This window comes from Spirillospora sp. NPDC048823 (genome assembly GCF_043198445.1).
Classification (GTDB): Bacteria; Actinomycetota; Actinomycetes; order Streptosporangiales; family Streptosporangiaceae; genus Spirillospora.
This window is the reverse complement of the sequence record NZ_JBICUT010000001.1, coordinates 607,495-622,628: the sequence shown is the minus strand read 5'-3', so window position 1 is coordinate 622,628 and position 15,134 is coordinate 607,495. Positions and strand designations below refer to the sequence as shown.

At 73.5% G+C, this 15,134-nt stretch carries 11 protein-coding genes; 8 read left to right on the top strand and 3 right to left on the bottom strand.

From position 1 onward, the window contains the following. Positions 1-19 precede the first annotated feature (19 nt). Positions 20-1,306 (bottom strand): cytochrome P450, encoded by a 1,287-nt coding sequence (locus ACGFK0_RS02690; RefSeq protein ID WP_392899044.1) that lies wholly within the window; start codon positions 1,304-1,306, stop codon positions 20-22. Positions 1,307-1,605: 299 nt separating this feature from the next. Between ACGFK0_RS02690 and dut the strand changes: the two genes are divergently transcribed. Together dut and ACGFK0_RS02680 are read left to right on the top strand one after the other, a co-directional pair. After that, positions 1,606-2,097, top strand: coding sequence for a dUTP diphosphatase (dut, locus tag ACGFK0_RS02685; RefSeq protein WP_392899041.1), 492 nt, complete (start codon positions 1,606-1,608; stop codon positions 2,095-2,097). A 3-nt stretch (positions 2,098-2,100) separates the two neighbouring features. Continuing rightward, positions 2,101-2,934, top strand: a complete 834-nt coding sequence (locus tag ACGFK0_RS02680) for a DUF3710 domain-containing protein (protein ID WP_392899038.1) — start codon at positions 2,101-2,103, stop codon at positions 2,932-2,934. Between the two features lie 209 nt (positions 2,935-3,143). Here ACGFK0_RS02680 and ACGFK0_RS02675 read toward each other — a convergent pair whose 3' ends face one another. Continuing rightward, complete coding sequence (locus ACGFK0_RS02675; RefSeq protein ID WP_392899036.1) at positions 3,144-3,845, bottom strand: PIG-L deacetylase family protein; 702 nt, start codon at positions 3,843-3,845, stop codon at positions 3,144-3,146. A 48-nt stretch (positions 3,846-3,893) separates the two neighbouring features. On the opposite strand from ACGFK0_RS02675, the gene ACGFK0_RS02670 reads away from it, so the two are divergent. The 4 genes from ACGFK0_RS02670 (at position 3,894) to murJ (ending at position 12,110) form a co-directional block, all read left to right on the top strand. After that, the gene (locus ACGFK0_RS02670) at positions 3,894-7,874 is read left to right on the top strand and encodes a HEAT repeat domain-containing protein (protein WP_392899033.1); all 3,981 of its coding nucleotides are present in this window, start codon (positions 3,894-3,896) and stop codon (positions 7,872-7,874) included. 136 nt (positions 7,875-8,010) lie between these two features. Continuing rightward, complete coding sequence (locus tag ACGFK0_RS02665; RefSeq protein ID WP_392899030.1) at positions 8,011-8,808, top strand: ABC transporter ATP-binding protein; 798 nt, start codon at positions 8,011-8,013, stop codon at positions 8,806-8,808. Continuing rightward, on the top strand, positions 8,805-10,172 hold the full coding sequence (locus ACGFK0_RS02660) for an FtsX-like permease family protein (RefSeq protein WP_392899027.1): 1,368 nt from the start codon (positions 8,805-8,807) through the stop codon (positions 10,170-10,172). The genes ACGFK0_RS02665 and ACGFK0_RS02660 overlap by 4 nt, the downstream gene beginning before the upstream one ends. A 108-nt stretch (positions 10,173-10,280) precedes the next feature. Then, entirely contained in the window at positions 10,281-12,110 is a 1,830-nt protein-coding gene (gene murJ, locus ACGFK0_RS02655; RefSeq protein WP_392899024.1) for a murein biosynthesis integral membrane protein MurJ, read from the top strand. 51 nt (positions 12,111-12,161) lie between these two features. On the opposite strand, the gene ACGFK0_RS02650 is transcribed toward murJ, so the two are convergent. Beyond that, complete coding sequence (locus ACGFK0_RS02650; protein ID WP_392899021.1) at positions 12,162-13,745, bottom strand: MFS transporter; 1,584 nt, start codon at positions 13,743-13,745, stop codon at positions 12,162-12,164. Between the two features lie 201 nt (positions 13,746-13,946). On the opposite strand from ACGFK0_RS02650, the gene ACGFK0_RS02645 reads away from it, so the two are divergent. Together ACGFK0_RS02645 and ACGFK0_RS02640 are read left to right on the top strand one after the other, a co-directional pair. Further along, positions 13,947-14,300, top strand: a complete 354-nt coding sequence (locus ACGFK0_RS02645; RefSeq protein ID WP_392899593.1) for an OB-fold nucleic acid binding domain-containing protein — start codon at positions 13,947-13,949, stop codon at positions 14,298-14,300. A gap of 28 nt (positions 14,301-14,328) precedes the next feature. After that, complete coding sequence (locus tag ACGFK0_RS02640) at positions 14,329-15,108, top strand: DUF3159 domain-containing protein (RefSeq protein WP_392899019.1); 780 nt, start codon at positions 14,329-14,331, stop codon at positions 15,106-15,108. Positions 15,109-15,134: the final 26 nt, after the last annotated feature.

The following is a 15,134-nucleotide window of genomic DNA, read 5'->3' as shown; positions in this document are numbered from 1 at the left end:
CCCTCGGCGACCAGCCCGCTCAGACCTCGCAGGGCAGGTGCTTGATGCCGTTGATGAAGCTGGAGAACAGCCGGTCGGGTTCCCCGGTGGCGCGGATCTCCGGGACGCGCGTGAACAGCTCGCGGAACATCACCGTGATCTCCCGCCGGGCCAGGTTGGCGCCGAGGCAGAAGTGCGGGCCGGGGCCGCCGAACCCCACGTGCGGGTTGGGTGAGCGTGTGATGTCGAAGACGTCGGGGTTCTCGAACACCGACTCGTCACGGTTGGCCGAGTTGTAGAACAGCAGGACCTTGTCGCCGGTCTTGTAGTGGTGTCCGTTCATCTCGTAGTCCCGGGTCACCGTCCTGCGGAACTGGATGACCGGCGTGGCCATCCGGACGATCTCCTCCACGGCGCCCGGCGCGTGCTTGTCGAAGTCCTCCAGCAGCAGGGCGCGCTGCTCCGGGTTGTCGGTGAGCAGCTTCAGTCCGTGCGACATGGCGTTCCGCGTCGTCTCGTTCCCGGCCACCACGAGCAGGATGAAGAACGAGCCGATCTCCTGGTCGGTGAGCCGCTCGCCGTCCACCTCGGCCGAGATCAGCGCGGAGACCAGGTCGTCTCCGGGGTACCGGCGCCGCTTCCGGGCCAGTTTCATCGCCAGGTGGTTCAGCTCGTATCCGGCGACCATCACCTTGAGGAGCCCGTACAGCGCGCCGAGGTGGGTGATTCCGTCGCGGGTGTAGTCCCTGCCGCCGCTGTACTCGGGGTCGCCGAGGCCCAGGATGGTGTTCGTCCGGTCGTACACCATCGGGCGCACGCGCTCGGGGATGCCCATCATGTCGCAGATGACCTGGAGGGGCAGCCGCGCGGCGACGTCGGTGACGAAGTCCGCCGACCCCTTCTCGATCAGGTCGTCCACGATCCGGGTCGCGGTCGCCTGCAGGTCGGTCTCCATCTTCTCCAGGATGCGCGGGGTGAAGGCGCGCGACACGATCCGCCGGATCTTGGCGTGCCGCGGGTCGTCCATGTTGATCATCGAGCCGAAGTAGCGGGCCAGGTAGCCCGGCATGTCGGCGATGCTGTTGGAGCACGGCTCGCTGCTGAAGATCTGCGGCGTGCGGCTGGCCTCGACGACGTCGGCGTGCCTGGCCAGCGCGTAGAAGCCGGGCCCTGCCTTGACGAAGGGCAGCTTCAGCTCTTTGAAGAACGCCGGGTGCTCGCGCCGCCGCAGCTGCGTGAACGCCGCCATCCGCCGCTCCGGCGGCAGTGCCCAGAACTCCAGGTTCGACAGGTTGCCGTCGACGTTCTCCCGCGCCGTGGTCGTCATGCCGCGCACCACCCTCGAAGCCGTGTCCAGAATCTGGTTCGGTTTATATCGAATCGAGGTCCAATGACAACGTCAAGACGAATCGGCCGATCTCACCCTCATCGGAGCCGCGACGCGTGACGAATCCGCCGCGACCGGCGCGCCCGGCACCGCGCGGTCCCGGGGGAGGTGGGCATCGCGCACGAGCGGGTAAGGTCAACTGCCGGACTCGCGTGGCGGCGGCGTTTCGGCCTCGGCCGGCCATGGCGCCCTGGGTAGGGTCGTGGGGTTTTCCGGCAGGTAGCGCGTGAGGTGAGTCCGTGAACAAGGTCGATGTGCTGATCCGGCGGCTGGATCCCGGGCTGCCCCTGCCGCAGTACGCCCACGCGGGCGACGCGGGCGCTGATCTGGTCGCCGCCGTGGACGTCGAACTCCCGCCGGGAGAGCGCGCCGTCGTCCCGACCGGGATGTCGATCGCGCTGCCGGACGGCTACGCCGCTTTCGTTCACCCCAGGTCCGGTTTGGGCGCTAGGTTGGGGGTGACGATAGTCAACGCACCCGGTACGGTCGACGCCGGCTATCGGGGTGAGATCAAGGTGACCCTGCTGAACACCGACCCCCGCGCCACGGTGACGCTGCGGCGCGGAGACCGCATTGCGCAGATGGTCGTGCAGCGGGTGGAACAGGCGGTGTTCCACGAGGTCGCCGAGCTTCCCGGATCGGCGCGCGGGACCGACGGCTTCGGTTCCACCGGCGGATTCGGTGCCGCGCCCGAGTCCGGAGACAATGAGCACAGTCGAGAAGGAGCGTGAGTCGTGGCTTTTGGACGTCGCCGGCAGGCCGAGGAGCCCGCGAAGGGGCCTGAGAAGGGGCCCGAGGTGACCGAGGAGCCGACGGAGGCAGCCGAGGAGGAGTCCTCCCCCAAGGGGGAGTCCGCCGAGGGCGGCCCGTGGGACTCCGAGGACTCCTTCCCCGAGCTGCAGCGCCTCGATTTCGGGGCCATGCAGGTGCCGATCGCGCCCGGGCTGGGTTTCCAGGTGAACTTCGAGGCCACCCAGGTGGACGAGCAGGGCAACCCGCTCGACGGGCGTCCCGTCGCGGTGCTGGTGCAGTACGAGGAGAGCGCCATGCAGTTGCAGGTGTTCGCGGCGCCGAAGCGCAGCGGCATCTGGGACGACGTGCGCCGTGAGACCGCCAAGGACATCCAGGAGGAGGCGCAGGGCCAGACCCAGGAGGGCGACGGCCCGTTCGGCGCCGAGCTGCTGGCGATGGTCCCGGCGGCGCTGACCGAGGAGGTCCTCGCGGAGATGCCGAAGGAGGTCCGCGAGCAGATCCCGGCCGAGTTCGTCGAGCAGGGCTGGGCGCCGCAGATCATCCGTTTCCTCGGTGTGGACGGCCCCCGCTGGTTCCTGCAGGCCGTGGTGCAGGGCGCCGCGATCGAGGACGAGGAGCAGTGGCAGGTCCTGGAGGACGTGCTGCGCGGCGTGGTCGTCCACCGCGGCGACGCGCCGATGCCGCCCCGCGAGCTGCTGGAGCTGAAGATCCCCAAGGAGTTCAGCGAGGCCGGCCAGGAGGGCGAGGAGGAGCAGGAGGGCGAGGAGACCTTCAGCCCCTTCGAGCGCGGCCCCGAGATCACCGAGGTCCGCTGACCCGGCCGCCGGCCCCGATGCCATCGGCCCGCCGGGCCGCACGCCTTTTCGGTCGTGCGGCCGGGCGGGTTTTTTCCGTGCGCCGGACGGCCGTCCCTTGCCTTGGACGCCTGCCGGGTGGTCAATCGGGACATGTCGAAGAAGACGCGCAAACGCCGGGCCCGCAAGCGCAGCAAGAGCAACAAGGGAAAGCGGCCCAACGCCCGCCGCTAGGTCTCGATCATCTCGAACGTCATCGCGTGCTCGACGCCGGCGGCGCGTCCCTCCTGCTCGGCGATGCCGGTGAGGAACGCCGCCGCGTCGAACCCGGTGCCGAGATTCGACAGGTACACGCGGTGCGCGAGCAGCGAGTCGATGCCGGCCCGCAGGTGCCCGGTGACGTCGACGTAGTGCGTGGCCTGCGGTGATCCGCCGAACAGCGCGAAACGGACGCCCTGCCAGGGTTCGAGGTCGAGGTCGCGGAACACCCACCGGTTGGCCGCGTCCCTGACCGCGTCCGCGACGGCCAGCCCGAGCACCCGGTGGTCGGCCATGTTGAACCCGCCGCCGGTGAAGGACTCCCGGAAGTTGATCGACAGCACCACCTCGGGCCGGTGCGACCGGATCGCGCCGGCGAGGGCGCGCCGCAGCGGCAGCCCGTACTCGAGCATGCCGTCGGGCAGGTCGAGGAACTCGACGTCGTCGACGCCGACCCGGCGGGCCGCCTCGATCTGCTCCGCGCTGCGGATCCGGCGGGCGTCATCGGGGTCCATCGAGTCGATGCCGGCCTCACCGCGGGTGGCCAGCACCTCCGTCACCGTCTTGCCCTGGCCGGTCCACTTGGCGATCGCCGCCGACGTCCCGTACTCCAGGTCGTCGGGGTGCGCGACGATCGTCAGCGCCCGCTTCCAGTCCTCGGGTACCACTTCCATGCCGTCATCCTCTCCGGTGCCGCGTGCTCGAAGCCTAAGATCGGCGCCATGCCCGCCGCAGAATTCCCGAGGCCGTCCATTCCCGTACAGATCGGGCGGCTGCGGGACGGGATCATCAGCCGTCCCGAACGCGTCCGGGACGAGCCCGCCGGCGAGCTGCTCTATCAGGCGGTGCGCGGGATCGGCGCGCTGGACCTGGACGACCCGGAACCGCTCGTCGCCGAACTGGCGGGACGGCCCGACGCCGTGCTCCGGGCCGAAGCCTTCCGGATCACGCGTGAGGCCCTCAACTCGGCCCTTCTCGCACCGGCCCGCGCGCGGGCGGTCGCCGAGGGGCTCGCGGGTGACGTCCCGGACGCGCTGAGGGAGCTCGCCGAGCCGTGGGCGGCGCTCGACCCGCTCCCGCACGAGCGGATCCGCCGCCTCCTCGAAACCGGGCCCGCCGACGCCGCGATCGAGGTCGCCGCCCGGCACGGCCATCGGGACGTCCTCACCGGCATCGCCGCCGATCCCGGGCGGCCGCCCGAGCTGCGGCGGCGGTCCCTGGAACTGCTCGGCGGCCTGGCGACCCGCGAGGACGCCGGCGCCGTCGCGGCCATCGCGGGCCGGGACCCGCTGCTGCTCGCGGGCCCCGCCGTCGCGTGCCTGGGCGGTATGCACCGGCGCGGCCATTTCCCGGCCGGACGGGACGTCCCGGTGATCGTGAACCTGGCCCTCGCCGATCATCGCGTCCCCGCCGGGGACGTCGCCACCATCCTGTACTCCCGCAGGCACGAGACCCTGCGGGAGCTGACCGAGGCGGACGGGGAGTGGCCCCGGCGCCTGGAGCTGCTGGTCGCGCTCGACGAGCAGGGAGTGCCGGGCCTGGAGATCGGCGCCGCCGTCGCCGGGGCGGCGCGCCGCTCCGCCGGGGCCGGCGCCGACCCCGCGCCGTTCCTGCGGGCGATCCGCCGGCTCCGGTACACGGCGGCAGAGGAGACCGTTCTCGATCTGCTGCCGCGCTCGCCGCGGGAAGCCCTCGGCGCCCTCGAAGCCGTCGGCGGCGCCCGGACGGTCGCCTTCCTGCGCGCCGGGCTCGGGCTGGACGGCGGCGGCATCGCCCCGCATCTCCGGCCGTTCAGGCATCAGGCCCTCGAACTGCTCTGGCACCTCACCGTCGACGCGGAAGAGCGACGGGCCGTCCTGGAAAGGCTCGACCCGCGCGATGTGCCCCGCCGCATCGCCGACGACCTCGGCGGGCCGGACCCGCGGGAACTGGCCCTCCTCCGCGCGAACCTGGACCCGGAGGAACCGGCCGAGGCCCTCCGCAGGCTCGCCCGCAACGGCGACGCGACCACGCTGCCCGCCATCGCCGACCTGCTGCTCCGGGTCGTGACGGAAGAGGAGGCGCCCGATCTGGACGAGGCCCTCACCGCCGTCCGCGACCTGGGCCGCCGCCTCTTCCGGCGGAGCGCGCTCCGGCCGCGCTGCCTGCTGGACGCCGCCGGCGCGGCGGAGGCCGGTGACGCCGTGCTCGCGGACATCGTCCTCGGCCTGCTGGACCGTCCGGGACTCGGCCCGGCGGAGCTGACGGCCCTGCTGGACGTGCTGCACCGCGCGCCCTACCGCCGGACGAGGGCCCGCGTGCATCCGCTGCTGCGGCACCGCGACCGGCACGTCCGCGGGCGGGTGATCGCGGTCCTCGCCGGGGACGGCGGCGACGCGCGGGCACTGTCGGCGAGCCTGGTCCCGCTGACCGCGGCCGGTGACGCGCAGACGGTCAGGCAGGCGCTCCTCGCGCTGGCGGAGGCCCGCGCGGACTGGGCCGCGGCCGCGATCGCGGCCTGCCTCGACCACCCCAACATGAACGTCAAGAAGACGGCGGCGTCGGCCCTCATCCGGGCGGGCGCGCCGGAGGCCGTCCCGAAGCTGCTGTCCTGGCTCGGCCGGCACGACAACCCGGGTCTGCGGGAGGCGCTCACGGGGGCGCTGCGGGCCATCCTCGGCGACGCCTTCGCCGCGACCGTCCTCGCGGCGGCGGAACGCGCACCCGACCGGCCGCTGCTGCTGCGGAGCCTCGACGGCCTGCTCGGTGCGCGGCAGGTCGCCGCGCTCGCCCGGCGCGGCATCACGGTTCGGGCGAAGGAGCCCTCACCCGTCCCCGATGTGGACGCCCTCCTCGATCACGGCTGGGACACCGGGATCGCACGCCGGATCGTGGACGCCCACGAGCGCGACCCCCGGACGGCGCCCTACGTGCGTCTGCGTCCGATGCTCACGCGCTGGCTGGACATGGCGGGCCTCGATCTCCGCGTCCTCCGGCTGATCACCGCGATCTGCCCGCCGCCGTGGCCGGACGCGGAACTGGAGGTGTTCGCCCGGTCCGCCGGGCCCCTGGTCGACGGCCTGACGCTCCCCGGTGATCACGACCGGCTGCTGCGGCTGCTGACGGAGGTGATCCCGCGCGTCGGGCCCGCCGGACGGCGGGAGATCGCCGAGCGGGTGCGCCGGCTGGAGCTCGGCCTGCCGGGGCCGGTCCTGCTGCGCCTCTGCGGTGCCGCACCGACGCGGGACGACCTCGACCGGGCACTGGCTACCGCCGGGCGCGCGGAACACCCGGCGCGGGACGTGGAGTCCGTCCTGCGGGAGGCGTTCGGGCAGGAGCCGGCCGAAGGTTCCGCCCTGCTCCGGGAGGAAGTCGGCCGCGAGGTCCGCGACATCACGTCCCTGCGGCGGGCGCCCGCCCTGGCGGACGCGCCGTCGCGGGACGTGCTCGACGCGCTGATCAGCTTTTTCCCGCAGGCCCCGCCTGACGCGCGTGACGCTCTCCTCGACTGGATGACGGAGTTGCAGCCGCTCGGCGCCCCGCCCTGGACTCTCGCCGAGGAGTCCCGCCGCCCCGTCCCGGATGTCAGGACACCGCGTGCCGGCGACCTGGACCAGCCCCGCTCCGAGGCCCAGCGGCGGCGCCTCCTGGAGATGCTGTGCGACCCGCAGGCGGAGCGGCGGGAGGCGGCGGCCCGCACCCTGCTCGGCTGGCCCGAGCCAGAGCCCGGGCTCGCGGTCCTCAGGGCCTTCCTGCGCGGCCACGCGGATCTCACCGCCACGACGGCCCTGGCGCGGACACTGCACGATGCCACCCCGGCCGACCTGGACGGAGACGACAGGACCGCCGAGCGGTTCGCGCGTCTGGCCGTCCACCTGGAACCGGCCGGCCTGGACCGATTCGTCCCCACCCTGCTGGCCGCCTGGGAGCACGGGGGCGCCGCGGCGCGGGACGCGGCCGGCCGGGCGCTCCGCCGCGCGTCGCCCGACGTCGTCGCCGGGGCCGTCTCCGGGCGGCTCGCGGCCGGCGCCTGGGGGCTGCTCGACCTCGTCGCCGGACGGCCGTTGCTGCGCACCCCCGAACTGGACCGGGTCCTGCGGCGCCTGCGCGACGAGGGCCGCGACGACCTCGCGGAAATGCCCGTCCTGGAGCCCGGCCCCCTGCGGGAACCGGGAGCGGCCGTCCAGGACGAGGACATGCTGAAGAGGCTGCGCGAACGCAGTGCCGATACCGTCCGCGAACCGGCACGCGCGGAGTTGTTCCAGCAGGCCAGGGACGGCGGCCCCAAGCAGGTCCGCCGCGCGCTCACCCTCCTCGCCGAACGCCACGAGGAGGCTCACGCCGGCGCGGACCCCGAGCTCGCGGAACTGCTCACGGCGCTGATCGCCCACCGTGAGACGAAGGTGCGGCTGCACGCGCACCGCATCTCCCGCCGCGTCTTGGACCGGCCCGGCTACCTGGAGCAGACGACCCGCCTCCTGGACGATCCCGAGCCCGACGTCGTCCGCGCCGCGATCAGGACCCTCGGCCACGCCGCCTGGGAGCCCGCGATCCCCGGACTCGTCGCCCTGCTCGCCCATCCTCGCGAGCCCGTGCGCACGGCCGCCGCGGCGGGCCTCGTCATGATCGGTGCGCCCGCCGTTCCGGCGCTGCGCCATGCCGAGGGCCGTGCCCGCCCGGACCGGCGGCACCGCTACACCGCCGTGCTGGACGGGATCGGCTGACCCGCGGCGGCGCGGCTGAACAGTGGGGTTTTGCCTACCCCGATCGGCGTGCTGGACCCATCCTCCGCGGCCTTCACCGTCCGTAACTTCGTTTCCCAGAGGCGCCCATGAGGGGCGCCGGGCTGGAGGCAGGACGATGTTCGGACGCAAGGGCCCGGATCCGGCGGGACAGGGACCGGGTGAGGCGCTCCGCCTGGACGGCGTGCGCAAGGTGTACGGCGCCGAGGGCAACCGGGTGGTCGCGCTGGACGGCGTGTCGCTGTCGCTGCCGGCGGGGTCGTTCACCGCGGTGATGGGCCCGTCCGGATCGGGAAAGAGCACGCTGCTGCAGTGCGCGGCGGGCCTCGACCGTCCCACCGGGGGCCGGGTCTTCGTGGACGGCACCGAGTTGTCCGGGGGTAGCGAGGCCGCGCTGACGAAGTTCCGGCGCAAGCGGATCGGTTTCGTCTTCCAGCAGTTCAACCTGCTGCCGACGCTGGACGTCATGCAGAACGTGGTGCTGCCGCTGAAGCTCGCGGGCCGCAAGGTGGACCGGGCTCGGGCGCGGGCCGTCCTGGAGCGCGTCGGCATGGGCGACCGTCTCGGCCACCTGCCGGCGGAACTGTCGGGCGGGCAGCAGCAGCGGGCGGCGATCGCGCGGGCGCTGGTCACCGAGCCGCGGGTGCTGTTCGCGGACGAGCCGACGGGTGCGCTCGACACCCGCAGCGCCCGCGACGTGCTGGGGCTGCTCCAGGAGTCGGTGCGGAAGTTCGGGCAGACGGTGGTGATGGTCACCCACGACCCGGTCGCCGCGTCCTATGCGGGTTCGGTGCTGTACCTCACGGACGGGCGGATCGTCGGGCACCAGACCGCGCCGACCGCCGAGGCCGTCGCGGAGCGGATGACGCACCTGGCCGACGAGGTCGAGCGCCAGCGGACGACGGCGGGGGCGTGAGCGGCGTGTTCGGATTGGCGATCAGTTCTCTGCGCAGGCGGGCCGGCGCGTTCACGGCGAGTTTCCTCGCGATGCTCCTCGGCTCGGCGATCATCATGGCGTTCGCCTCGATGCTGGACACCGCGGAGGCGGGCGGCGCGACCGGGACGGCCCGGGAGACCCTCGTGACCATGGCGTACGTGGTCGGCGGCTGGGGGCTGCTGCTGGTGGTCTTCGCGGTCGCCTCGGCCATGACCCTGTCGGTCCGGCAGCGGGCTGGGGAGATGGCGCTGCTCAAGAGCGTCGGCGCGACCCCCGGCCAGCTCGCCCGGATGATCGTCGGCGAGGCCGCGGGCCTGGCCGTGGCGGCGGCGCTGCTCGGGATCGTCCCCGCGATGCTGATCGGACGGGGCCTGCTCGGGCTGCTGCGCGACACCGGCCAGGTTCCGGCCGGGATCGGGTACGGCTTCGGGCCGATCGCGCTGACGATGGGCCTGGGGATCATGTTCGTGTCCGCGACCGGCGCCGCGCTGATCACCGCGCGCCGGGCCGCCCGCGTCCGGGTGACCGAGTCGATGACGGCCGCGGCGACCGACACCGGGAGGCTGACCAAGAAGCGGATCGTGTTCGCGGTGCTGTTCCTCCTGCTCGCCGTGAACGAGGCGGTCATCACGGTGACGGTGATGGACGGCAAGGGCAGCGACGCCATGGCGACGTCCGGGCAGGCCGACATCTTCGCCGCGATCGGGCTGGCGCTGCTCGCGCCGGCGATCATGCGCCGGGTGACGGCGCTGGCGGCCGGGCCGATGCGGGCGCTGGGCGGCGCGACCGGCGACCTCGCGGCGAGCGTCATGCGCCGCCGGACGGGCGCGATGGCCGCCGCGGTCACGCCGATCATCCTGTTCGTCGGGACCGCCGTCGGCACGCTGTTCCTGCAGGCCACCGAGAACGCGGCGATGGAGGCGGCCGGGCTGGCCAAGACGGCCGAGCAGAAGAACATCGAGACGCTGAACTTCGTCGTCATCGGCATGGTGGTGCTGTTCACCGCGATCATGCTGGTCAACACGCTGATCGCGGCGACCGCGCACCGGCGGCGCGAGTTCGGGCAGACGCGGCTCGCGGGGGCGACGCCCCGGCAGGTGCTCGCCACCGTGGCGCTGGAGTCGGCGGTGCTGACCGCCACCGGCGTGGTCTTCGGGACGGTCGCCGCGGTCTTCACGATCGTGCCGTTCGGCCTGGCCCGGCGCGACTCCCTCACCCCCGGCGGGGACGTGTGGACCTACCTCGCGGTCGTCGCGCTCGCCGCGGTCCTCACGGGGGTGACGGCCCTCGGCGCGGCCCGCCGCACCATCCGCGTCCCCGCGGTCGAGGCGGCGCTCGACTGACCGCCCGGCGGGCGGCCGATCCGTGAGTGCCCATCCATCCGGGTGGGCGCTCACGCATTTCCGGGTCCGGGCTCCCACGGCATACTGGCGCGTCCGGGGGTGGTGCCGATGGGCGGGCCGCACAAGCGCAGGACGGGCGGCACGGGACGGATCCTCATGCCGGGGATCCTCGACGAGGCCGAGCGCGCCGAGCCGCCCGGCGAACCCGAGACCGGGCTGGTCCCGGTCCGCGACCCCGGCGACGTCGGCGACCCCGGCACCGCCGACCGGCCGGGCTCGGAGCGCGACGAGATCGGCGGCGCCGTGCAGGCCGCACCGCCCGGCGTCGCGCACTCCAGCGCCGTCATGGCGATCGGGACGGTCTTCTCCCGGCTCACCGGCTTCCTGCGCACGGTCGTGATCGGTGCGGCGCTCGGGACCGCGCTGCTCGGCGACGCCTACCAGGCCGCCGAGATGATCCCGTACACGGTGTACGAACTTCTGCTGGGCGGGCTGCTGGCGAGCGTGTTCGTCCCGTTCCTGGTCAAGCGCCGGATCCGGGACGCCGACGGGGGAGCGGCGACCGAGCAGCGGCTGCTCAGCGTCGTCCTGCTCGCGCTCGCCGTGCTGACCGCCGTCGCGGTGCTCGCCGCCGACCAGCTGATCTCCCTGTACGCGGGCGGGTACACCGGGCGGCAGCGTGAGGTCGCCGTCCTGCTCACCCGGCTGCTGCTCGTGCAGATCTTCTTCATCGGCGTCAGCGGCCTGGCGAGCACGCTGCTGAACGTCCGGCGGCGGTTCGGGGCGCCCATGTGGGCGCCCGTCGTCAACAACCTGATCACGATGGGCGCCGGGCTGCTGTTCCTGTGGGCGGCGGGACGCGGGCAGACCACCGAGACCGTGACCGACGCCCAGCTCACCCTGCTCGGCGCCGGCTCCGCGTTCGGGACCGTCGCGCAGAGCGGCGTCCTCGGCTGGATGCTGTGGTCCGCGGGGTTCCGCTTCCGCCCGCGCCTCGACCTGCGCGGTTCCGGTTTCGGTGAGGCGGCGCGGACCGCGTCGTGGATGCTGCTCTACATCGTCGTCGCGCAGCTCGGCGTCCTGGTGACCGCGAACGTGGCGACCCGCGCCGCCGACCGGGCGACCGCCGAGGCCGGGCACGCGGTGGCGGGCAGCGGCCTGGCCACCTACAAGTTCGCCCTCGTCGTCTTCCAGCTGCCGTACGCGATCATCGCGGTCTCGGTGATCACGGCGCTGCTGCCGAGGATGAGCGCGCACGTCACCGAGGGACGCCGCGACCTGCTCCGCGCCGACTTCTCCCGCGGCCTGCGCCTCGCCTGCGCGCTGCTCGTCCCGCTGTGGCTGGGGATGCTGGTGTTCGCGGTCCCCGGCTCGGTCGTGTTCTTCGCCTACGGCAGCCTCAGCCCGGACGGGGCGCGGCGCATCGGCGTCGTCCTGATGGTGTTCGCCGTGATGGTGCTGCCGTTCACCCTGCACCAGCTCCTCATGCGCGTCTTCTACGCCCTCGGCGACACCCGCACGCCCGGCCTGATCGCCGTCCCGGCGGGGATCGCGCAGGCGGTGACGGCGTTCGCGCTGCTGTGGTTCGTCCCGGCGCGGCAGGTCGTGGTCGGGCTTCCGGTCGCGTACGGGCTGTTCTACGTGGCGGGCGCGACCGGCGCGGCGCTCGTCCTGCGCAGGCGGCTCGGCGGGATGGACGGCCGCCGCATCCTGCGGACGCTGACCCGGTTGCACCTGGCCGCCCTGCCCGCCCTCGCGTTCGCGGCGGCGGTCGTCTGGGCCTTCGGCCACATGCCGGGCGACCGGCTCCCCGACCTGCTCGCCATCCTCGCCGGAGGTCTCGGCGGCGGCGCGCTCTACGTCCTGGCGGCCCGCCTGATGAACGTCCCGGAGATCGGCTACTTCACGGCGATGGCCGCGACCCGCCTGCGCCGGTGACGGCGAGGCCCTCCGCAGGACGTACCTGCGGAGGGCTCGGCGCGGACCGGGTCAGCCGCGGGCGCGGCGGGGGAGGAGGAAGGCCACCGGGACGGCGGCCACGGTGAGGGCGAGGGTGAGCGCCGCGACCTGCTTCGCGGCGCCGAGCGCGGCGGACGGGTCCATGGCGTGCCCGGCCACCGGGTCGCCGGCCGCCCCGAAGAAGACCGTGCCGAGGATCGCGATGCCGAGCGTCGCGCCGAGCTGCTGGACCGACTCCAGTGCCGCCGAGCCCGATCCGACCTCGTGGTCGGCGATGCCCGCGACGATGATGTCGAACAGCGGGACGAAGATCATGCCCATGCCGGCGCCGAACAGCAGCAGCGGCGCGGCCAGGTGCCAGCCGCCGAGGCCCGTCCCCGCCGTCTCGAACACCGTGTACAGCGCGACCATGCCGGCGGCCATCATCGACAGGCCGATGTGCAGGATGTGCCGGCCGAGGGTGTTCATCGTCATGCCGCTGAACGCCGACCCGGCGAACGCGCCGACCGCCCAGGACGCCATGGCCAGGCTCGCGGCGAGCGGGGTGTAGCCGAGGCCGAGCTGCAGGAACAGGCCGACGGCGAGGGAGAAGCCGGTGATCGTCCCGAAGAAGACGATGACGAACAGCACCCCGGAGCTGTAGGAGCGGTTGGTGAACACGGTCAGCCGGACCAGCGGCGTCCGACCGGCGCGGGCGCGGCGCAGCTGGTGCAGGACGAACGCGGCGAGGACGGGCAGCGAGCCGGCGAGCAGCGCCAGGGTCCAGGTGGGCCAGCCGAGTTCGCGGCCCTGGACGAGCGGGTAGACGAGCATGCTCATGCCGAGGCCGCCCAAGAGCATGCCGGTGACGTCCAGGCCGCCGCGGCGGTCGGTGGTGGCCGGGGCGGGCAGCACCCGGGCGCCCACGATCAGCGCGTACGCGCCGATCGGCACGTTGAGCAGGAAGATCGCGCGCCAGCCGGTGCCGAACAGGTCGGCGTCGATCAGCAGTCCGGCGACGACCGGGCCGAGGATGGTGGCCAGCCCGATCACCGGGCCGAACAGGGCGAACGCCTTGCCCATGTCGGCTGCGCCGAACAGGTCCCGGATCAGCCCGAAGCTCTGCGGGATCATCACCGCGGCGCACAGCCCCTGCGCGACCCGGGCGGCGATGAGGGTCTCCGGCGACCATGCGAACGCGCAGGCGGCCGAGGTGACCAGGAACCCGGCGGCGCCGGCGAGCAGGACGGGCCGGCGGCCGAACATGTCGCCGAGCCGCCCGCCGGTGAGCAGCGCGACGGCGAGGGCGAGGGTGTATCCGGCGGCCATCCACTGCAGCGCGGCGTAGGAGCCGCCGAGGTCGGCGCGGATCGCGGGGGCGGCCACGTTCACGACGGTCGAGTCGAGGAGGTTCAGCAGGGTGGCGGCCAGGATCGCGGACAGTCCGAGCCAGCGGCGGGGGACCGGCGTGGTTCCGGGGGGTGTGGGGGGTCGTCCCCCCACCGAGACCGGCGTGGTTCCGGGGGGTGTGGGGGGTCGTCCCCCCACCGAGACCGGCGCGGTGGTTCCGTTCTCCGGGTGGGTCTGCGGGTGGGGCCCGGGGGTGGAGCCCGGGGTGTCGAGCGTGGCGGTCACGGCTCTTCCTTCTTTTCGGAGCGGAATGCTTCGTTCCGATAGTAGCAGAACGGAACACTTCATTCCAGTCGGAGCCGCGGTCCGGGAAGGTGAGAGGCCCGATTCATCCGTGGATGTCATACGCTTCGAGTCATGGACGAGGGTTCGCCCGGCGCATCGCCGGGTGCTGGGCCGCAACGGGGCAAGGGCGGCAAGGGCGGCATGCGGCGCCTCCTGCGGCGCATGACGTCGAGCAACGCCGAGCTTGAGGCCGAGGATCTGCAGAAGAGCGCCGGCGGCGAGGGCGCGACCCCGATCACCGACTGCGCCGAACGCGAGCGGCACCGGGTGGCGGGTACGCTACGTACGGTGACGCTCCGGCCGCGGGGCGGCGCTCCCGCCCTGGAGGCCGAACTCTACGACGGCACCGACGTGGTGAGCCTCGTCTGGCTCGGCCGCCGCCGGATCGCCGGCATCGACCCCGGCCGCAGGCTGCGCGCCGAGGGGCTGGTGAGCGTGCAGGACGGACGCAAGGTCATCTTCAATCCGCGATACGAGCTGCGCGGCGGTTCGTGAGGCCGCCGCGAGCGGCCGGGAGTGCGACGTGAGCGAACTGGGAACGAGCGGAGGACGCGGCGTGGAAGCGGAGACCACGCCGTCCGGCGGCCGCGGGGACGAGGAGCCCGCGGAGACCGCCGGCGAGGCCGAGGCGCCCCCGGCCCCCGGCACGGAACGGAACGCGAACGCGCACGACACCGTCGAGGCGGCCGTGCGCGCGCAGCTGAGCAAGGCGCTCGGCGGCGTCCGCGGCATGGTCGAGGCCGCCGTCCCCGTGATCGCCTTCACCGGGACCTATGTCCTGATCGATGACGTCAAGCTCGCCGTCATCGCCGCCCTCGGCGCCGCGGTGGTGCTGCTCGGCGTCCGCCTGGTGCAGCGCTCCAGCCCGCAGTTCGTCCTGAACAGCCTCGTCGGCATCGCGATCGCCGCGTTCTTCGCGCTGCGCTCCGGCAAGGCCGAGGACGCGTTCCTGCCCGGCATCATGCTGAACGCCGGGTACGCCGCCGTGATGGTCCTGTCGATCGTGACCCGCTGGCCCGTCGTCGGCTTCATCATCGGCTCGGTCACCGGCGACCCGACGGCGTGGCGCCGCGACCCCGGGATCGTGAAGCTGTGCTCCCGGCTCACCTGGCTGCTCCTGCTGCCCTGCGTCGCGCGGGTCGTGGTGCAGTACCCGATCTACATCGCCGACGGCGACCAGAGCGGCCTGCTCGGCGCCGCCAAGATCGCGATGGGCTGGCCGCTGCAGGTGGCGGCGCTGTCGGCCATGGTGTGGCTCCTCGCCCGCGGCCGGACCCCCATCGAACGCGGAAAACCCGCCTGACCGTCCGGCCGGGCGGGTTCCCGTGA